This window comes from Chitinophaga ginsengisegetis, from assembly GCF_900168065.1.
Taxonomy (GTDB): Bacteria; Bacteroidota; Bacteroidia; order Chitinophagales; family Chitinophagaceae; genus Chitinophaga; species Chitinophaga ginsengisegetis.
On the sequence record NZ_FUZZ01000004.1, the window covers coordinates 705523 to 727271 of the forward strand.

The 21749-nt window shown below is 48.4% G+C and carries 14 protein-coding genes; 5 read left to right on the forward strand and 9 right to left on the reverse strand.

Annotated features, from left to right (window positions below; genetic code table 11):
- Positions 1-5 precede the first annotated feature (5 nt).
- The 9 genes from B5Z18_RS25505 to B5Z18_RS25545 all read right to left on the reverse strand — a co-directional run bounded on the left by B5Z18_RS25505 (position 6) and on the right by B5Z18_RS25545 (position 14874).
- Entirely contained in the window at positions 6-2147 is a 2142-nt protein-coding gene (locus B5Z18_RS25505) for a ligand-binding sensor domain-containing protein (protein WP_079472357.1), read from the reverse strand.
- Positions 2148-2157: 10 nt separating this feature from the next.
- A complete protein-coding gene (locus tag B5Z18_RS25510; protein WP_079472358.1) occupies positions 2158-4383 on the reverse strand; it encodes a glycoside hydrolase family 20 zincin-like fold domain-containing protein in 2226 nt (741 codons plus the stop codon).
- A 45-nt stretch (positions 4384-4428) separates the two neighbouring features.
- Positions 4429-5649 carry a purple acid phosphatase family protein gene (locus B5Z18_RS25515; protein ID WP_143313691.1) on the reverse strand — a complete coding sequence of 407 codons (1221 nt, stop codon included), beginning with the start codon at positions 5647-5649 and terminating at the stop codon, positions 4429-4431.
- A 5-nt stretch (positions 5650-5654) separates the two neighbouring features.
- Complete coding sequence (locus B5Z18_RS25520) at positions 5655-7133, reverse strand: SusD/RagB family nutrient-binding outer membrane lipoprotein (RefSeq protein ID WP_235016015.1); 1479 nt, start codon at positions 7131-7133, stop codon at positions 5655-5657.
- A 12-nt stretch (positions 7134-7145) separates the two neighbouring features.
- Entirely contained in the window at positions 7146-10613 is a 3468-nt protein-coding gene (locus tag B5Z18_RS25525) for a SusC/RagA family TonB-linked outer membrane protein (protein WP_079472360.1), read from the reverse strand.
- A gap of 20 nt (positions 10614-10633) precedes the next feature.
- Positions 10634-11614, reverse strand: coding sequence for a FecR family protein (locus tag B5Z18_RS25530; RefSeq protein WP_079472361.1), 981 nt, complete (start codon positions 11612-11614; stop codon positions 10634-10636).
- An 81-nt stretch (positions 11615-11695) separates the two neighbouring features.
- Complete coding sequence (locus tag B5Z18_RS25535) at positions 11696-12292, reverse strand: RNA polymerase sigma factor (protein ID WP_079472362.1); 597 nt, start codon at positions 12290-12292, stop codon at positions 11696-11698.
- An 87-nt stretch (positions 12293-12379) separates the two neighbouring features.
- Complete coding sequence (locus B5Z18_RS25540) at positions 12380-13324, reverse strand: dihydrodipicolinate synthase family protein (RefSeq protein ID WP_079472363.1); 945 nt, start codon at positions 13322-13324, stop codon at positions 12380-12382.
- Between the two features lie 20 nt (positions 13325-13344).
- Positions 13345-14874 (reverse strand): sodium:solute symporter family protein, encoded by a 1530-nt coding sequence (locus tag B5Z18_RS25545; protein ID WP_079472364.1) that lies wholly within the window; start codon positions 14872-14874, stop codon positions 13345-13347.
- Between the two features lie 139 nt (positions 14875-15013).
- Between B5Z18_RS25545 and B5Z18_RS25550 the strand changes: the two genes are divergently transcribed.
- The 5 genes from B5Z18_RS25550 to B5Z18_RS25570 all read left to right on the forward strand — a co-directional run bounded on the left by B5Z18_RS25550 (position 15014) and on the right by B5Z18_RS25570 (position 21730).
- Positions 15014-15871, forward strand: coding sequence for an AraC family transcriptional regulator (locus tag B5Z18_RS25550; RefSeq protein WP_079472365.1), 858 nt, complete (start codon positions 15014-15016; stop codon positions 15869-15871).
- 97 nt (positions 15872-15968) lie between these two features.
- Positions 15969-16481: a hypothetical protein gene (locus tag B5Z18_RS25555; RefSeq protein ID WP_079472366.1), complete on the forward strand. Its 513-nt coding sequence runs from the start codon at positions 15969-15971 to the stop codon at positions 16479-16481.
- A 101-nt stretch (positions 16482-16582) separates the two neighbouring features.
- Entirely contained in the window at positions 16583-17122 is a 540-nt protein-coding gene (locus B5Z18_RS25560; protein WP_133256293.1) for an RNA polymerase sigma factor, read from the forward strand.
- Positions 17123-17171: 49 nt separating this feature from the next.
- Positions 17172-18194 (forward strand): FecR family protein, encoded by a 1023-nt coding sequence (locus B5Z18_RS25565; RefSeq protein ID WP_159454428.1) that lies wholly within the window; start codon positions 17172-17174, stop codon positions 18192-18194.
- An 86-nt stretch (positions 18195-18280) separates the two neighbouring features.
- Positions 18281-21730, forward strand: coding sequence for a SusC/RagA family TonB-linked outer membrane protein (locus tag B5Z18_RS25570; RefSeq protein ID WP_200817346.1), 3450 nt, complete (start codon positions 18281-18283; stop codon positions 21728-21730).
- Positions 21731-21749: the final 19 nt, after the last annotated feature.

Here is a 21749-nt window from a genome sequence, read left to right on the forward strand (position 1 = left end):
TTAAATTATTCTAATACTTTCAGGTAACGCGCCATCCAGTAGGGCAACAAAAATTCATCTCCCGCCAGCTCGGATTCGCCGTTGCTGCCACCATCCAGGGTAAAGGCATTGGCGTTATGACGGTGTACGGGCTGTTCATCCAGCGGCAGCAGCACTTCGGTGTACTGGTGCCGGAAATTTGGCGGAAGGAGGGTAATATCTTTACGGTTAGAATTGGTAATCTTCCAGCTGATCAGGTCCATCGGGAAAGTTTGCAGCCACCAGGTAGTGGCAGATGCGTCGAAGTCTCCTGTGGTGGCCAGTGTAATCAGGTTCCATACGGCGTTCTTCTCCGGTTGCTCCACTTCCCAGTGGTTACGGATAGCGCCTTTGTATTGTGCCTTCAGCTCATCGGTGAATGCGTATTTATACAACACCCAATAAGTAAGAAAAGCCATTTCATCGTCAGAATGATTCCAGTCGCCCATCCCCATATCAATTCCCTGGTGCAGGTATCCTGGTGTGGGTTTGATGGTGCGATAGTCGATCTGTATATTTTTCAGATAGCCGTACTTGTTAAGCAATTTATACGCTTCTGTTTTATATTTTTCTTTGCCTGTTAATTTATACGCCAGCTGTAAACCCGCAATGATAGTAGTGCTGCCCAGTCGCCGGTCGCCGATGGTAGTCGGGTACCAGTTGATGTACTCCGGGTTCCAGCGGGCCCAGAGCGTGGGCTTGTTGTCAATGTCCACCATTGTATACTTATGATCTACAATGTGCGTCATGATTTTATCAATAAAAGCAGTGACCCGCTTCTTTTCCTCCGGTGTTTCTGCCACCATTTCGTTTAATACCGCGGTGATCCAGATATAGGCTACATATTCATCGCTACTGGTATGCCCTTTCCACTCCCATTCGGGATCGGGTGAATCGCGCCATCTTTCAGGGTCAGAATTTTTATAGCCTTTTCTTTCAAATGTCCGGGAAGGAAATCCTGTTAACTGGTTGATGGATAAAATCCTTTCAAATGCTTCAAACGCCTCCCAGGCATATCTTTTAGCCGTTGGATCATGTGTAACCGCATACCGGAAAGCCTGGCTGCCGAGGTAAAAGCTGCTCCACAAACCATCATTATCGGTATCCGCCATTTCAGCTGATCCTACGTCGCCGGGAGGATTCAGGAGGAGGTTGGCGATGAAGCCATAACGGATGTGCCGCTCGCGGATCTTGCGTTCAAAGAAAGCGGTTTTCTGCGCGAGTGTTTGTTGTATAAAAGTAATTTTATTAAGACCGGTACCGGTTAATACATACACATCACCATGACTATCGGCGGCCATACTTTTCACCACATCCTGATCCAGCCAACGTTTGGAGGCAAAGTAACGGTAGGTGCCGGAATCGGTACGCATAAAAGCACCCGCACCGGTGCCTGCCCAGATATGCCCGTTGGTCACCAGCAGCTCACTGATAACTGGAACGGGTACACGCGTTTGCAGCGACATACTCGTATCTCCACTGTTGCGGTTAATACCATAGTAGCCATTAGCAGTACCGAGCAGGATATCGTTTCCTTTGAAAGCCATTGCGGTAGCATCTTTCACCTTATGTACCGGAACAAACCGGTGGTCCTTCAGCACATACACGGCTTTATTGGTTAAGATAAAGAAAGTGCCTCCATTAGCTTCCATCCGTTGCACGTCTTCAGGAATAAGCGGCAGCTCTTCCAGTTTTCCGTTGTTACCAATGGCCAGCGCGTTGCTGCCAGACAACAACATACGACCGGCAGCATCTACTGCTACCCGGCTAAATTTCCCCTGCGGGAGATTGATATACGGGATGCCTGCATAACCATTGGTCAGGCATTTATCTGCATAGAGATAATATAAATGACCACTTCCTTCCTGTGTAGTAACATCCACGGGGATCTTCTGCGCCAGCGGGCGGAAACGCAGATCGCGCACCAGGTCGTTTCCACTGAGGCGATAAAAGCCCTGCTTCGTAAGCACCTGTACGTTATCGTTGTAATCGGTGATCACTTTGATCAGCTCCAATCCCTGCGGAACGTTGTATTTAACGGAAACCGCCTGTGTAAAAGGCAGGTCGGACGTGGCACGGGCAGAATACGACAGCAGCAGGGCTGCCGCCAGGTAAGTTATTTTCATCATCCCAATAATTTTATAATTTAATGAGCCACACTTCTGTGACCCTTGAATGTTGTCGCCAGTTAAGATGTTCTTCGTCGATGTTATCCCATGTCAGCAATAGCGTACCGCTTTTACTGATAGCTGAGGGTACCGGAAATTCTTTTATCTCCCCTATTCCTTTGTTATAGAGAGATGGCTTGAGCAATACGCCATTCGCGCGCAGCAGGCTTTCGCCATAACCTGTTATTCTTACCACGTAGTGCGCGGTAGTATCGAGGTGATCATAACGCATGGCGGAAGGCCAGCGAAGGCTCACCATCCACGACAACCGTTTACGGCTGTAACCACTCTCCCACCAGTCGAACCCCGGCGTATCACTGCGGCGCATCAGCGGATCGGTGTGCAGGTCCTCTTTCCGGACTACATGCGGTGATTTCGAGATATTGCCAATATCATCGTAGAAACTGCCTGGCCCCGGATTCTCCCATCTCCCCAAAGTATCCAGCGCCTTACGCTGCTCCGCCAACGGAAGGGTCTTGATATAACGGAACTTATCTTCCAGCCACCAGCGGTTATTCAACGGCCGGTCCAGGAAATCCAGCACCGCTCCCCGTTCCGGCCCGGCGGCTTTATACTTTGCCACGCTGGTTTGCAGGGATACTGATTTGTATAGCTCATCGCATAACGCTACAATACGATCGCGCCACTGCGGCATTACTTTTTTATCTGCCTGTTGCAGGATCTTTTCGGCATTGGCGATCTCATTGCCCTTATGCTCCAGCAAGGTGCGGTTCACCTCCGCTTCCAGCGCGGCTTCCCGGATGGCACGCTCACGGGTATACGCATCGTAATAAGCTCTTAACAAACACATCTGCCAGCGCCAGTTGCCGGACAATTCTCCGTGTAGCCGTTCCTGTTGCTGCCACAGTGTAAGCGTAGCCGTTATACCACCATTATCTGCCACCGGTCCTTCCCAGTTCTTTTCCAGCGCGAGGATCCCATCTGCTATCAGCTCCGGTGAAGCGGAAGGGAAAAAGTAATTGGCGTACTGGGTCATCATCTCCCGCACATCGGCCTGGCTGTTCCAGCCCAGCATGCTCCAGAGCATTTTATTGATATCGTCGTGCGCGCCGTCGGAGTAGCTGATAAAGCCATCCATATCGGGCGCAATAAAACGGTAGACGTTTGCATAATATACCGGCTGCGGATTCACCGGCTCACGGCCAAGGCTAAACGCAAATGCCGGGTCCCACCACACTACGGGATAGTCGCAGCGAACGGTATGGGTAATATCCGGGTAATGACGGATCTTGTATTGTGGTGGCAAAGCTGCACGGGTATCTTCCAGCGTAGGACTGGAAGGCCCCACTACTATACCTCCCAGCCACAACGGTTTGTATTGATGGATATAGGAATAAACGAATGCGCACTCCGTGGAATCGTAGCCTTGCAGCGATAACCAGATAGCAGCTTCCGGGTGATACTGTTTTAAGGGAACGGCTAAGTCCTCCAGCAATGGCAGCACCAGCTGCGGCGCATTGTTGCCGGGATCGCCACCGGGAAAGAACACCGCATCCAGCCGCACCGATTCGCGGAACAGCGTATCAAACTGCATCAGGAAATCATGTCTTTTAGCAGTATCCTTCAGATCAAAAGTAGCGGGTGTCCATACTGAAAAATCCAGGTCGTATTTTTTGCAGTACCCGCTGATCCGGCGGGTCATTTCGTTGGAAGAAACGGTGAAATGCGGTGATGCCGGCATAAACGGAATGGCCTCTATACTGTTAGCCCCAAAGATGGCCAGGTCGCGGATATACTGTTCATATTGTTCCGGCGTCCACCCGTCGTAGGAGTTAGCCAGGTTGCGGTAACCGATCTGGTGGCCACGGATCCCCTTTTCAGGTGTGGCATCTGCATTGATCACCTCCGGTAACACGGCCTCCTTTTGCCGGTACTGCATGATGCGCAGCAGGTAGCCAGCACCATATAACAAACCGCGGGAACCATCTCCTTCTACGAGAATGGTACGTCCAGTGGTACGGATATGATAAGACTCCTTATCACATTTCTTTGTTTGAAAGATGATCACCCTCCCTTTTTCCGGCGTCTGCGCTGTAATGGGCCATACGATACCAGTACGGCGTTTCACTTCTTCCTGTAATACCTGTGCGGCGATCTGCTTATCTTTCGATACAATCGTTACCTGTGCTGTACAAAGTTGCGGAATGAAAAATAATATGATAAGGAATCCTCTCATTATTTCATAAACTGATTAATATAAAAAAAAGGAATAGCAGGACGGTTATTTCATTTTATTCTTCAGGAGATTTTCTCCGTTGGCTTGTTTCTCCAGGTCAAAGGCATCATACAATTCACCGGTGGTTGTGTAGGCGCGGAACGATATCATCTTTGGTTTCACATCCACTACCTGGAATAGCTGTGTATAGGAGCCGGTGCGGGTCATCCACGGCTGCGGATCTATCTCCGACATTTTGGGTCCGCTTACAGACACCACGTATACCGGTCCCTTGTTGCCATCGCGGCCACGTGCGTAGGTGTGGTCATGCCCCTGCAATACGAGGTCTACTTTATACCTGTCAAATAGCGGCTTAAAGTTTTCACGCAGCCGCTCATTGTTGCGGCTCTTCTTGGTGGATAATACCGGGTGATGGAACGTGATGGCCGTCCACCGGTTGGGATTGTTTTTTAGCAGTTGTTCCAGCCACACCTTCTGACGGGCCAGTAACGTATCGGATATTTCCACCTCCTGCGAATTGAGTGAAATAAAACGCATGCCCTGTACATCTGTATAGTAGCAGGTTTCCTCCAATCCCACCGGACCGTTTTCCGGCAAGGTAAACTGTGGCCGCCAGAAAGCAGAAGGAACATCCTGTCCTGCAGCGTTTTCGTAATATTCGTGGTTACCTGTGGTCATCATACCGGGAACGGTGCTATGAATAAAGCCACCTGCCTCAAACCATTGCTGCCATTCGTTGTTATTATTGCCCCTGTTCACGAGGTCGCCCGCGTGAATGATGAGGCGTGCATCCGGCGCCACCGACCAGGCTTTGCGGATAGTCCTTGACCACATGGAAAAGATGTTTACCTGCGCATCTCCCAGGTAAATAAACGAAAAGGGTTCGCCCGGCAATCCTGCTGTGCGGAATGAGAACCATTCACTCCAGTTGTCCCCCTGCCCTACGCGGTATACGTAATTGGTATTGGGTTGGAGGTTGTTGAACGTAAAATGATGATACCGTACCGGTAAGGAATCAGCGAAAGGCGGTGTTGTAACCGCAGTATATCTTACAGCCGTTGCCGTGAAACGCGGATCGGCTGTAGCAGGCGCCAGTTCGGCGTAACTGACAGCTGCATCCTCACTGGTTCTCCAGGTAACTGCCGCTGAGCGGGAAGGGTCTTCCGTTACATTCAATACAATCCTGTCGGGCCGCAAACACTGGGCATATGCTTGTTGTAAAAAGCAGGTGGCCAGCAGCCACCCGCTTATCAGTATTTTCTTCATAGCTTTTACTTCAGGTACCACATCAGCGTGGTTTGTTTATCTGCTCCAAATACGGTGAGTGCTTTCTGGTATTGTTCTTCATTGGTATCTCTTTCGCCGGTAGGATAAATATATCGTTTAGGCAGCACCGTAGTAGACGACATAGGCCCCAGTACAAATTTAGGCAGGCCGGTGCGGCGGTTATCAAACCACGCTTCCGCGCCTTTCAGGAAACCGGCAATCCACTTCTGACCGATGAGTTGTTCCAGGGTACCATTGTATTTTACAGACGCCTGGTTGAAATAACCGGCATCAATAGCTGCCTGATCTACGCCATAAAATTTCATGTTGGCATGGATGCCATCATAATAGAGGCTTTCCGCTGTTTTACCCGGCACGGTTACTTTGCCCGCCTGCACACATTCTGCGAGGATGAAACAAACTTCTGCATAGGTAAGCATGCTGGCTTTTAACATATCTCCCTTAGTGCTGCTGAACAGAGAAGAAAGACGGGAAATATGAAACTTACCGCCATTATAATCATAAGGTGCAGGAATCGCATTGGGTACGCCTACATAAGGATTGGGATCTGTTGTCCATTCTTTCAGCGAATCCACCCGTGCTATCCATACCTTCAAACGGGGATCATTGCGTTGCAACAAAGCATCTACAATTTCCTTGCTGGGCTTGCGTTTATCAAATTCATCAAAGGAACTTCCCTGCGGGCTACCCGGCCAACTATTGGCCGCTACAGCGCCCTGGTAAATGATTTCCGCGTTATCTGCATTGCTTTCAAAGATGGGATATTTACTTTTGTCATTCAGGATCTCCTGCATTTCTGTGAAGGCAGTGGGATAGTTTTTAGAGATGCGTAACAACATCCGCAGGCGGAGCGAGTTGGCAAATTTGCGCCAGTTCAGCGGTTCTCCCTTGTACATCACATCTGCCGTAGCATCTACCTTATCGGTGATAGTGGCCAGCTCATTATTTGCTTCTTTCAGCGTTTGCAATAAAGCCGGGTATATGGTTTGCTGCGGATCATACTTCGGATGCGCCAGCGTTTGGTTCTTCAATAGCAGCGCCTCGCTGTAAGGAATATCGCCAAACAGATCAGTGACATACGCAAAGTTAAAAGCCTCCAGTATCTTGCCTACAGACACATATTGCGGTACGTTCAGCTTCTTCGCCAGATCCATCATTTCCCGGTTAGACGACAGCTTTGAATAATAGCTATCCCAGCTTTGAGGACCCCAGTCGAACTTATCATTTCCCTCATTGCGCACCATCGTAATATAACGGCCGGCGGAAGCAGGTTCATCAAAGTAAGCCTCCTTCTGGTAATCATAAGCGGTATTGATCAACACTGATGATAACAGGAATTCAGGATTGATCACTTCCGATTCATTCGGATTCACATTGATATCTTGCAGTCCTTTTTCGCAGGAAGCAAAAAGAACACCAAAGATCAGTATCAGGTATTTAAAAGGCATGCGTTGCATAACCATACAATTATTGGTTTAGAAATTGAAACCTACCTTAGCGCCAAAAGAACGGGTGTAAGGCAATCCCCAGCTGGCTACTCCCGGAGAGAAACTACCGTTGGAGATCGTCATTGCTGTTTCCGGATCGTACCCTTGTTCTGCAGCAGTCCAGGTAAACAGGTTGCGTGCAATCAGTGATACGCTCAGATTTCCCAGTGGCAGCTTACCCAGTGTTTTCTTTGAAAAGGTATAGGTAAGAGATGCTTCCCGGAGCTTTACATAGCTGGCATCGAAAGTAGACCGGCCATTGAAACTCCAGTAGTATTCACCATAGTAGTTTTCCGGATCGGTAACCTTATCATTGAGTTTGTATTTACCATTTCCGTCATCTACATAACCGAAAAGGATCATGCCATCTGTACGGTTGTTACCATCATCATCTTTCCAGGCCAGGCCACCACTCTTCGGATCACGACCCGGAACCGTGGTTTGTGTACGGCCATCGCTCAACAGGTTCTTCGCCACGTAAGAGAAGAAGTTACCGCCCTGGCGCCAGTCGATCAGTACATTCAGCGTAAACCCTTTGTAAGTAAAGGTATTATTGATACCGAGCATAAAGTCGGGGTTATAGTTACCTATCTTTACATAATCATTCAACTGCTGGTAACCGCCTTCATCACTCAATAAAGGCTGTCCTTTAAATTCCCCATCCGGTACGGTAGCCCAGGTTTGCGCATACATGTCGCCCATTTCAGCGCCTTCTTTTACAAGGAAGCGGATCCCTTCAGCACTGCCTAACTGGTAATTGCTCACGCCATCTATCAGCTTCAGCACTTTATTACGGTTACGGGTATAGTTTAATTGCAGATCCCAACGGAACGGCCCTGCTACCGGTGTTGCGGTCAGCCCGATTTCAATACCTTTGTTCCTGATCTTACCGGCATTGGTTACCATGTTGGAATAACCCGTAGCCATTGTTACCGGTATCTTGATGATCTGGTTGCGGTTCACCGTGTTATAATAGGTAAAGTCAATGCCGAGTCTTCCTTTCAGGAAACGAACATCGGCCCCAAATTCATGCGAGGTGGCAATCAGTGGTTTTAGCCGGTTATTTTTCAGCACATTATTGATGTTTGCCAGTTTCGTCTTGTCCCAGTCCTGGCCAAAGCTGAAGGTGTTGTACAAATTATAAGGATCGGTATCACCACCCACCTGCGCCCAGTTGGCACGGATCTTTGCAAAAGACAATACATCCGATTTAATACCCAGCATATCTGATACAATGAGGCTCAGTGAAGCCGAAGGATAGAAATAGGAATTGTTCCCCGCAGGCAGGGTGCTTGACCAGTCGTTACGCGCTGTCAGATCCAGGAATGCATAATTGCGGAAGCTCACCTGTCCCATACCATACACGCTGTTGATCCGTTTGGTATACCTGCTGGAAGTATTCGATACCGAACCTGCTTTGGCATTAGCAATATTGTATAGCCCTGGTATTACCAGCGCTTCTGCTTTCTGGCTGGAGCCCTTGCCGGTTTGATTCATCCGGTTAGCGCCTGCGGAAACAGATACAAAGAAATCGGAGTTAATATTCTTTTTATAACTCAACAGGAAATCGGTATTCTGTTCCCTGAAAAATTCTGTTTCAAAAGCATACGCACCGGTTGGACTCTTTATTGCACTAAAAGGCCGTTTACTTTCGCGTGTTTCAGAGTAGAGATCCATGCCGGTACGGCCCATCAGCGATAAGTCTTTCGTGATCTGGATATTCAGTTCCACGTTACCGGTCATACGGTCACGGTCAAACCCGTTGATGAATTCATATGCCACCAGGTAAGGGTTATCGGTAGATCCGGGTACATGTGAAAACTGCTGCAGACCTTCTTTACCGGGCAACCAGTAGTTACGCAGCTGCCTGATATCTACGTTGGGTGTAGTGGTATATACGATGTTGCTCACGCTTCCCCGGTTAAAAGTAGGCCGGTTGCCACTGCTGTTTTTCGTATAGCCGATATTGGTACTCACCCTGATGCTGGAATTCAGATTATATCCTGCTGCTAGGTTGAGCGTATTTCTTTTCAGATCTGTATTTGGAATGATGCCTTCATTTTTCAGGTTGGTAAACGACAGGCGGAAGTTACCATCCTTGTTATTACCGGTGATGGCAATGTTGTTGGTGAAGGTAGATCCGGTACGGAAGAAGTCCTTATGCCGGTCGGGGTAAGATACCCAGTCGGTTGGAATCGGCTGTCCGTTTGCATCCAAAGGGCTGTTCCATTGTACATGTTTGGTACCTACGTCCAGCCGCGGTCCCCAGGAAGCATCAGAAATAGTTTCATCCGAACCTTCACGGTCGCCGGAGCCAAATTCATTCTGGAATTTCGGAAACAGCCAGGGCTGATCAAACATCGCGCTGGAATTAACGGAAACGCCTAAACCTTTAGTGGCGCCTGAGCCGGATTTGGTGGTGATGAGGATCACGCCGTTGATAGCGCGGGAGCCATATAAAGCGGAGGCGCTGGCGCCTTTCAGTACAGAGATGCTGGCGATATCATCCGGGTTGATATCCGAGATGGTGCTGCCATAATCCACTACTACCTGTCCTACGGGTTGTTTCGGGTTACGCACCGCCGGTGCAATGGGAATACCATCCACTACATACAAAGGCTGGTTATAGCCTTCCATGCTGCTTTGGCCGCGGATGGTTACCAGCGAGGTACCGCCCGGATCAGAGCTGGTGCTTCTTACGTTTACACCGGTTACTTTACCGGCTAAGGCGTTGGCAATGTTCACTTCTTTTACGGTGCTTACCTGGTCGCCTTTCAGCGTGGCAATAGAGTAGCCGAGTGCTTTCTCCTGGCGCTTAATACCGAGGGCGGTAACCACCACGTCGTCCAAACTGCGTACGGTAGCCACTAACTGCACCTGCAGGTTACCGTTGCCGGCCACTGCTTCTTTTGATTGGTAACCAACGGAGCGGAATACGAGCACCGCATTGCTGCTTGCTACCTTAATGGTAAACTGTCCGTCTACGTTGGTAGCCGTACCATTCGAGGTTCCTTTTTCATGTACGCTTACACCGGGAAGGGCTACACCGCTTTCATCGGTGACGATGCCTTTTACGGTAACTTCCTGTGCTTTGGTGGTGTTGGCTTCCCCACCGGAAGGACGGATCGCATAATCGTGATCGCTTAATTTTACTGCCTGTAAACCCAGTGGTGTAAGCATTTTCGTTAGCTGGACTTCCAGGTTGCTGTCGGTAACACGGAGTTGTTTTCCTGCTACAAATTTATCCGCCACCTGTGTCGGCGAATAATTAAAGCTGATGTTAAACCTTGTTTCGAGGTTGGTCAGCATCTGCCGGAGTGGGATGGTTCCTGCTTCCCCGGGAGTATCTCCGCTTCTTACCATTAATTGCTGTGCGCTGGTTTCGGTGGTCAGCAGCAGCAACAACAGCAGCATTGCTCTCCAGGGAGAATAAAGCTTCGTAAAGCTCTTTTGCATAACTGTAAATTTTAAAAACCTTATTCAAAAATGATAACTGAATTGCTTTGTTTCATTTTCAGCTGATGTACAGTGGCCATAGCTTTCAACACCATCGAAGGATCGTCAGCAGGACCGGCGCCTGTAAATAACAGGCCTTCCATTTTCTTATTCCTGAACTGAATCTTATAACCGTAAATATCTTCCAGTTGCTGTGCAACGCTTATCAACGGCGTATCCCTGAACAGGAGCCGGTGTTGCTTCCAGGCGGTAAGCTGCACAGGATCTGCCTGCAGCCGGTGATGTGCTCCCGGCGTAAAAGACATCATGTCGCCAGGCTTCATATCCAGGCTATCGTTCACTACAATCTTTCCTTCTTCCAGTAATACCTTCACCTGGTCGTGACGGTGGTATACATTAAAGGCAGTTCCTTTTACTTCAATGGTGACCTGCGGCATCAGCACCCGGAATTTGGGATGCAATCCGGCGGGCGACTTGGATACATTAAAATAGGCTTCGCCGTTCAGCGTTACTGCTCTTACATTTTCTTTTGTCCATTTGCGGGGATAAGAAACAGATGAATTGGCATTCAGCTGTACAATAGAACCGTCGGGCAGTTGCAGCGTTTTGGTTTCCCCGAAACCGGTTTGAACAAGAATGTTTTCAATGGGTGGTTCGCTTCCCTGTGCATACCATATACCGGCAAACAGCAACACGGCGGCAGCGGCAGCCAGGGCATAGTACCAGCGCCTGCGGGCAGTTCCGTTATTTTTTTTAATAACGGGTTCGTCCAGCAACAGATCTATCTGATCTTTCACCGCATCCATTTCTTCCATGCTTATTTCGTTGGTACGGAACCGTAGTGCCAGCACCAATGCGCGGGCATCCTGCAGTGCCGCTTCCTTTTCGGGATGCGCTGTTATCCAGCCTTCCCAGAAAGCAGCACCTGTTTCTTCCAGCACCCACGCACGGAATAAGTCATCCGCAGCAAAATCTGCTGCGTCGAATTCACTATAGTTCATAAAAAAGTACCTTGTACAATAAGAAGAGTCACGAATCGAAAAAATACCCTCAGGGAAACGGATATTTTTTTAAACTTTTTTTTAACGGAACATCAGGGCTGATTCATCCTGCGCCAGCAGCTCTTTTAATTCTGCTATGGCCCGGTATATCAGGGTCCGGGCATACTTTACTTCTTTCAATACCATAATATCGGCAATCTCCTCGTAGGAAAGACCTTCATAGAAACGCAGGTATACGGCTTCTTTCTGGCGGAGGGTAAGGGCATTCAGTTTTTGTTGCAGCAACCGTGTGGCGTTTTCGGTATGCTGCCGGTTGATGAGGATACTTTCCGGGGAAAGCTCCAGGGCGAAAGTGGAGGCAGTGCCTTCGTCGAGGCTGGCAGGGCCGTGCGCCGACTTATCAAGATACCTGAACAGCTTTCTCCTGGCGGCTACCATCAGGTAGCTTTTGAGGCTGACAGGAAGTGAAAGGCCGGCCCTTTGCACAAATAGCTGCGAGAAGAAGTCCTGTAACATATCCTTTACCAATGCACGGTCTGTTGTAAACCGGATGCAGTAGCGGAACAGCAACGGAAAGTAGCGCCGGTATATTTCCCCGAAGGCGTCCCGGTCTCCGTTACGGAGCCGGACCCACAGGAACTGTTCATCTTGCTGCGGATTGTATGGACTGCTTGACATCTATTGTGTGAATTAGCATAAGGATCTTTCTCTAAACTACACATTGGCCGGTTGCCGTCATAACTTCCTGTCAGAAATAACATCGATTTAATGTGAGGGCAAAGGCGCCGACACCACTTCCCGGATCTGTAAACGCTCGCACCAGCCTTTAAAATCACGGTAAATCTGCTGCAAGGTTTCTTTCTGTTCCGGCGTCAGCTCCAGCGCATGGGCGCGGCTGATGGTACGTACAGGAATGCCTCTTAACTGCAGAAAATATTTTGCGCTCAGCGGATAGGCTACATGGATCAAAGGGTCTACTCTTTGCAATTCCGATTGTATCCAGTGCACATCTTCCTGCCGGCTTTCATCATTTACATGATTACACAGCCACACCAGTATTTCAGGATAAAAATTTCCGGAGATAGACGACATACCGGCTGCTCCCATTTGCATAGATGCTACCGCATTAGGCGTATGCGCATCGTAGAACTCCAGCCGGCTGCCCGCTGTTACGGCCAGTTTGGCGCGCACGTTTTCTACTTTGCAGGAAGTATCCTTGTGATAAATGAGTCGGTTGGTAGCCAGTAAGGTTTGCAGGATTTCCGGCGTAATCACTCTTTTATAAGGCGCAGGGCATTCGTATAAGCCTAACGGAATATCGCCGGTCAGCGAAAACAATTCCTCAAATCTTTGCAGCAGTACTGCATCCGGCTCATCTATATTGGCGAAATGACCGGTGATCATGATCACAGAATCCACACCGGTGTCATAGATCTTTTGTGTAAACAGCGCTTTGTCTTTGATGGTAAGACCAAACGACCCGGTGGCCACTACCGGCACACGGCCATTCACATAGCGCACTACGTGGCGTGTCAGCTCCAGCCGCTCATCCTCGCTGATACTGTACATTTCGGACGACAGGCAGTTGGCGAAAAAACCTTTTACGCCGGCATCCAGATAAAAATCTACCAGGTGCTCCACCATGTCATGGTCAATCTGCGCTTTCAGATTAAAGGGGGTGATCATCACCGGTACAAATTTCTTTTGCATAACAAACGGGTTTTAATAAATCAGGAAGTTTTAAGACGTTGCAGCCGCGATAGCAGCATTCCCGCCAGGAATATTGATAAAGTTCCCACCACGATGATCATATGCGCATGCAACGGGCTGCGCAGATTTACCCATCCGGCGGGCAGATACTTTGATAACGACATCCACAGAATCACTATAATACCAATGATGGTAGCAGTAACCGCTGTGGCATTTTTTGTTTTGGAGATAATACCCAGCAAAAACAATCCCAGCATGCCTCCCGCAAAAATACCAGACAGCTCCCACCACATATCCAGTATACTCTTCACGCCTATCATGGAAATACCAAAACCAATAGCCAGCAAACCAGACAACGTAGTGGCGATATACAATACCCGCATTTCCTTTGCAGGCGTGATTTTCGGATCAACATACCGCTGATAAATATCTTTCAGAAAAACAGTAGCGGTACTGTTCATGCCACTGCTGACGGTACTCATCGCAGCTGAAAGAATGGCTGCTACGATTAAGCCCATGAGTCCTTTAGGCACTTTCGTCACCATAAACCAGGGCAATACTTTATCGCCGTAGTCCGCTGGCTGCAGTGATGCAACCGGCACCTGCCTTTCCGCAGCCACCTGTTGTTTCAGCGGCAGCAGCAGTTCCGGATGCTGTTGCGCATACGCATACAAGGCAGTGCCGATAAAAAAGAATACCATGCTCACCGGCACATACCAATACACGCAAAGCCATATACTGCGCGACGCTTCCTTTTCTGAACGGGCCGTATGATAGCGCTGTACATAGTTCTGGTCCATCCCGAAATTGTTCAGGTTAATAAAAAAGCCATACAGGAACACCACCCAGAAAGTAGACGTACTGAAATCCCGCAGGGAAAAACTGCCCAGGGAAAATTTTCCATCTGCCATTCCTATCTTCCAGATATCCTTCACGCCATCGTTCATTCCTGTAATCACCAGCCAGAGGATCACGATGGCGCCGGCGGTTTTTACAATCCCCTGCAATACCTCTGTCCAGATCACCGCTTCCATACCGCCCAACACCGTATATATAATGATGCATACGCCGGTAACGGTCATGATAGTACGCATTTCCAACCCCGTAAGCGCCTGCAGCGCCAGCGCCACACCAAAAAAGATGGAGCCCATCCGCGCCAGTTGCATCAGGATAAAACAAACCATCGCATATGTTCTGGCCCACGGGCCAAAGCGGTGTTCCAGGTGTGTGTAGGCGCTCACTTCACCGCTGCGCCGGTAAAACGGCACAAAATATTTTGCCGCAATAAAAGCTGCCAGCGGCATAGATAAACTGAATACAAAAGCATTCCAGTTACTGCCAAATGATTTTCCCGGCACGCCGAGAAAAGTATTACTACTTAAAAACGTGGCATACAAAGAAAGCCCCAAAGCCCAGCCCGGTATAGTTCCTGATGCCGTGGTAAATTGTGCTGCGTTCCTGTTTTTCCGTGAAAACCATACCCCCACTCCAATCATACATAGCAGGTAAATGGCGATTACAGCCAGATCAATTATTGGCAGTTGGTGCATAACGATTCTCCGATTGGTTGATAAAACCAGTTCAATACGTGGATGAATAAATATTACAGTCGTTACACGAAGATTGCTAATTTTTATGGATCAAACAATGTTGAATGTTATGAAAAGAATAGCTTAAATTACTATTGCGATGAACAACCTGGCCGCCAACACACCGACCACCTGGAACTTACCGGACCACCTGAAACACAAGCTGGAAAAGCATCCGCTTGGCAGAAACCTTTTTATTACCACCATTGGCCTCTATCCTGAAAATGCTGCCCGCGAAATCAGCGAACCAAAGGGCGCTCCGGTATACACCTTATTATATGTAACACATGGAAAAGGATGGCTGGAAACCGGGAAAAAGAAAGTGGCCATCAAATCCAATCAATACCTGCTTTTTCCAAAAGGCGCCGCGTTCCGCTCCGGCCCTTCGGCCGAAGAACCGTGGCGCATCTACGCCGTACAGTTTTCCGGCAAGCTCGCAGATGACATCTACAGCTACCTCGGCACCGGCCTGAAACCACATACCATTCCGCCTCTTGTAGGGCGCAATGCGCAGTTCGATGATATCCTCCATCACCTCGACCTCATGAATAATATAGAAAACCTGCTGTATGCCAATTTCCGGTTCTATAGTTTCCTGGGCACCTTCCGGCTCACGGTTTTCAATTATATGAAAAAGGGCGCCGACAATATTATTGAGCAATGTATCCAGCTCATGAAACGAAAGCTGGACCAGCACCTCACCCTGGCCGACCTTTCCAGGGAAACCTGTATTTCCGCGTCGTACCTGTCGGCCCTCTTCAAAGAAAAAACACGCTACTCTCCCATCCAGCTGTTTACCTCCCTGCGGATGCAGAAGGCCAGCCAGCTGCTGAAAGATACCCATCTTACCGTAAAAGAAATTGCGCAGGAAATGGGATACCCCGATCAATACACGTTTTCCAGGTCGTTTAAACTGATCATGGGGGTGTCGCCCAAAAAATTCAGGGATAAAGGCTAGTTTATATTAACCAATTGTTAAGCGGTGAGGGATATACCGTTTCAAAACGAATATATAGAAGGAACGAAACTCCTTCCATCATTTAATACCAAAACACATGCACTTTTTTATCCCCCGTTATCTATTTATTGTACTGCCTGTATTTTGTATACTTACAGGCGCCTGTAAAAAAGATAAGCCTGCAACGCCCCAAAAATCGCCTAAGTATGAACTGGTGACGGGTACCTGGAAACAACAGGACATCGTGCTGGCTGTAGCCGTTAAATTGAATAAACAGAACATTCCCGCAGGCACCAGCATCATTGCCCTGGCTCCCCTGCTCGGACCGGGCGGCGCCCTGTTTACCTGCACCGTTAATAACACCTACCGGTTTAACACCGATGGTTCCTTTGCCATTGAGGGCTGCACCACGCTGATCCTGCCTGTTGCGGGCAACAGCGGTACGTGGGACCTGGATGTACATGATTCAGTGTTGAAACTTATTTCCGCCAAAGGAGAAAACGACCCGCACTGGATCGAAAATATCAGCAGCACCAACCTGGATCTTTCCCTCACGGTAACGATCCCCGGTGTAGCTACGGTACCCTTAATATTAAAATTGAAGAAATAAACGAACCGCGGAGATATCGCATGCTATTGTTGAAAATAACAATAATATAATCGGTAATTCCTTGTATCTTGTTTAGGCTGATCAGATATTTGCTGGCAATTATGGAAAGTATTGTACAGGATATTATCAATGGGAATATCGAAAGTTTTAAGATGGTATATCAACAGTACCACACAAAACTTTACTTCTACGTGCTGAAATGTACACACTCCGTTTACATAGCGGAGGAAACTGTGCAACTTACTTTCATACTCCTCTGGGAAAAACGGGAGAAGCTTTCAACAAACTTCAATATCTCCACACAAATTTTTCGTATAGGCAAAAGCGTGATGACCGACCTGCTCCGCAAACAGCAGGTGCGTAACCGTCATACGCAAACACTGGTAAAGGATACCACTACCTGGCATGTGGAAACAGACATCTCTGTAAAGGAAGAACTGAAACGGGTGTACAACAGTATAGAACAACTATCTCCCATCCGGAAAAATGTTTTTAAACTCAGTCGCTTTGAAGGACTTCCGCACAAAGAAATTGCCAGGCAGTTATCCATCTCCCCTAAAACAGTTGAAAACCATATTGTACGGGCTATCCGGCAATTAAAAAATTCCCTGCTGCTACTGCTGCTACTCGTGATCTATTAACTAAATGTTATGCAGTGAGGGATTTACTGTTTTCAAACGAATACTTACTATGAAGCATTCAGCAACACTTATTGAAAAGTTTCTCCGGGATGAATGCAATGAAGCAGAGAAGCAATGGGTAAAAGAATACATTGCGCAGCATCCGGAGGCTTTACAACCTTACTTAACGGAAGAAAGCTGGCATGCTTTCCAGCCCGGCCAGCAATTACCGGAAGCCATTTCCGGTAAAATGATGACGGTGATTGAAGGTCGTACTTTTCAGAAGAAACAAATAAACAGGCGTTGGTATGCAGCGGCAGCAGCTGTTGTACTGATTATTTCCGGCGGACTCCTATGGACTTTGTTACGTCCGTTGCCCGTGAATAAAACAATGGCCGTAAAACCCGCGCAAACAAATGTTGCCCCGGCAACAGCGTTACGTACGGTGATGAACCACACCCGCAAAACAATGCCGCTGCAGCTGAGCGATGGCAGCATTGTTGAACTGTCGCCGCAAAGCGAAGTGAAATACCAGGAGCCATTTACCGGTAGCCGCAGGGATGTTTATTTAAAAGGACAAGCCCTGTTCCGCGTAACCGGTAATAAAGAGCAACCATTCACCGTATATGCAGGCCAGCTTGGCACCACCGCATTAGGCACCGTGTTTAAAATAACTGCGTGGAACGGGAAAGCGATTACACAGGTACAGCTGATCAGCGGCAAGGTGGTAGTAAAACAGGAGCATGCACAGGCACCCGATGTTTACCTGCTTCCCGGCCAGGCACTGCGCTACGACCGGCAAAAAATGCTGGTAACTGTGAATGCGGCCATCAGCAATAAAAAAGATAAAGCACCTGTACGCATAAACGAAATTATCACGTTCAACAATGAACCGCTGGCGGGCGTTTTCAAACAGATGTCTGAGAAATACCACGTCAGCATACAATATACAGAAAGCAGCCTCACAGGCATGAATTTCACCGGAACATTCGACAGTAGCAAAGAAACATTAAAAGAATTCCTGACGACTATTGGTACGTTAAATAATCTTACTATTAATCAGAAAGATGATGTTATCTACATAGTACAATAATCCCGGAAAACAGTTCCCATACTTACAACAAAGGCAGTCTCCATGAGGCTGCACGGACTTCCTTTTGCCTAAAAAACGAACATATTATGTATGTAAAAATCAAACAATCACGCCCCACCACCATTATCTGGCTACTGCTGTTGCTCTGGCAACTGATGGCAGGAAACGCAGTGGCGCAGAATGCACGCCCTGCCGCTATTGGTATGATAAAAAATGAAAGCAATGAAAGCCTGCCCGGTGTAATGGTGAAAATGGAAGACGCAGATAATAAAGTACTGGCCAGCACCGTCACCAACGAAAAAGGCATCTTTACCTTTGCCAAACTCCCTGCGGGTGGTCCGTATCATTTCGTACTATCACAAATGGGTTACACCACCGATACGCTGCGCGGGTATATAATCAACGACTCCAGCAAATTATCGCTATCGGTAGTACTGAAAAAAAAAGTAGAAGAGTTAAGCCAGGTACTGGTTACGGCACTGGGCATTAAAAGAGAAAAGAAAGCACTGGGCTATTCTGTGGAAGAACTGGGCGGCAAGGAATTTAGCCGGGTAGCACAGGAAAACGTGCTCAACTCCATGTCCGGAAAAGTGGCAGGCGTTACTATTAACTCCACCGGCACCACCGGGTCGTCTGTAAGTATGATCATACGCGGTGCTACCTCCCTCAGCAGCGATAACCAGCCGCTGTTTGTAGTAGATGGCGTACCTGTAGCCAACACCGTGAACAACATCAGCCAGATCGGTAAAGATAATATGGTGGACTATGGCAATGCCATTTCCGATATCAACCCCGATAATATTGAAAGCGTGACTATCCTGAAAGGCCCCAGCGCCGCAGCATTGTACGGTTCGCGCGCTGCCAACGGCGTAGTGCTCATCACCACCAAAACAGGCAGAAAAGTAAATAAGGTAACTGTTGATGCGTATGTAAACTCCGTATTCGACATTCCCTACAAATACCTGAAATGGCAAACGAAGTTTGGCTCCGGTCAACTTGCAGGCATTCCATTTTCACGCAGCGGCAACCTGCTCACCAATCCTTTCGGCACCATCATCCAGGAAAATGTAGACGGCACCTTTGGCGCCGAGCTGGATATGGGTTATGAAGAAGTGCAGTGGAACAGCCCGCTCGATGCAAACGGTAAAAAGATACCCATGCCGCTGGTATCGCATAAAGATAATGTGAAGAATTTCGTCAACACCGGCATCACTACTATTGCCGGCGCTTCGGTAGCCAACAACAATGATAAGATCTCCTATCGTGTTTCCTATGCGAATATGTCCAACAAGGGAATCATCCCGAACACCGATCTCTATAAAAATACATTGAGCCTGAACTCGGGTCTGCAGGTGAACTCAAAGCTCAGCCTAAGCACCAACATCGATTTCAGCCGCAATAACTCCAACAACCGCGCTGCCGGCGATCGTGGCGCTAACCCGCTGCAGGCTGTATACAGCATCTCCCCGCATATTGATGTGCGCGACCTGGCCGACTACTGGATGCCGGGCCAGGAAGGACTACAGCAACGCACCCAGTATAACGGCGTATTCAATAATCCTTACTTCCTCGCGTATGAAGTAAAGAACGGGTTTGTGAGGGACCGGCTGTTTGGTAATATCCGGGCCGACTGGAAAATACTGCCATCCCTTACTTTCATGGCGCGGTATGCACTGGATACCTATGGCGAAAAAAGAGAAACCAAAATTTCCAACAGCTACCTGAATAATCCCGGCGGCGCTTATGGTATCATCAACATCGATAACTACGAGCGCAACATGGATGTGTTGCTTACCTATAAAAAAGCCATTCATCATTTCGACATGTCCGTTTCTGCCGGTGGCAATATGCGGTACCAGACAGGCAGCAACGTTACCACGTCTACTAAAGACGGTACCGGTCTTAATACGCCCGGCGTGTATACGATTCAGAATATTTCTCCCGCAAACCTCAATTTCTACAGCAGCACCTTTGAAAAAGGCGTGAACAGTATTTATGGTATGCTCAACGTGGGATATAAAGGGATGGCCTATCTTGATGTGACGGGCCGTAGCGACTGGTCCAGCACCCTCCCCGACGCGGCCTCTTACTTTTATCCGTCGGCCTCACTGAGTGTACTCCTGAATGAAATGGCGCACATCACCTCTTCCAACATCAACATGATCAAGTTAAGAGGCGGCGCTGCGCAGGTAGGTAACGATGCTTCGCCATACCAGCTGGTAGCTACGCTAGGCAGCGTGGGCGCCTGGGGAAATATACCGCGGCTCACCACTTTCGGCACCTTGCTGAATCCTTTCCTGAAGCCGGAAATCGCCACTTCGTATGAAGGCGGTGTTGATATCAACCTGTTTCAGAACCGCCTGCATTTTTCAGGCACGTACTATATTGTTGAAAACAAGAACCAGATCTTCAGTCCTAAAACACCTCCTTCTTCGGGCTACTCTTCCCGCAGTATCAACGCAGGTCTGCTCAGGAGCAGGGGCATTGAATTAACGCTCGGCGGCACACCTGTGCAAACAAGAAACTGGAAATGGGATGTGAACTTTAACTTCACCCGAAACAGAACCCGTATCATTTCCCTGCCGGATGATATGCCTTATTATACCCTTTGGGAAGAAGGAAAAGGCGGCGCCTGGACTTATGTAGGAGAAGATATAGGCGACATCTACGATGCACAGCTGGTAACGGTTACAGACAAATCCTCTCCTTACTATGGCTACCCCATATTGGATAACACCGGTAAATGGCAAAGTATAGATGCTATCAATACAAAAAATAAGATTGGCAATTTTAACCCTGATTTCATCATGGGTTTCCAGACATCTATCTCTTATAAAAACTTTACACTGAACATGACCTTCGACTGGAGGAATGGCGGTGATTTTGTATCACAAACTTATCGTTATGGAGAAGAACACGGCAACTCGCAGCTGTTCCTCGATAAACTCACGGACCCCGGTACTATGAAAGGGCAGGAACTGCGCGACTATCTCGTAAGCCACCAGGATCAGCTGGTAATCCCTACCGGCAACAACTTCCCGCTGGTAGGTGGTCCTACGCCTGAATACAACAGCTTTCCTTTTACTTATGGTCCGTATGTGCTGCCTTATGGCGGCGTATTTATTCCGGGTGTAAGGGCAAAAGGATATGATAGCAACGGTAACCCTACCGGCTATCTCGAAAATCTTGGTAACGATGGCACCCTCACGCTTCCTTATGCAGGTAGTACCGCCTGGTCGTTTACCAGGGCGTTCTTATTCCCTGCGTCGTACCTGAAGCTGAGAGAAGTGTCGCTTACTTATGAGCTGCCGCAGCGACTGATCAGTACCGCCAGGTTGCAACGCGCCAGCTTCTCGGTATACAGCAGGAATATTATCCTGTGGACAGCCGCCAAGATCGGCATCGATCCGGAAAACGCCTATCAGCCTTCTACCGCTGTACAGGGCTCTGGTATGCAGTTTAAGCAGGGTATTGAAAGATACAATGTTACTCCCTGGGCTATCCCGGTGGGCGCAAAACTGAACGTCACCTTTTAAGTGTTCCTTTAACTCTGAT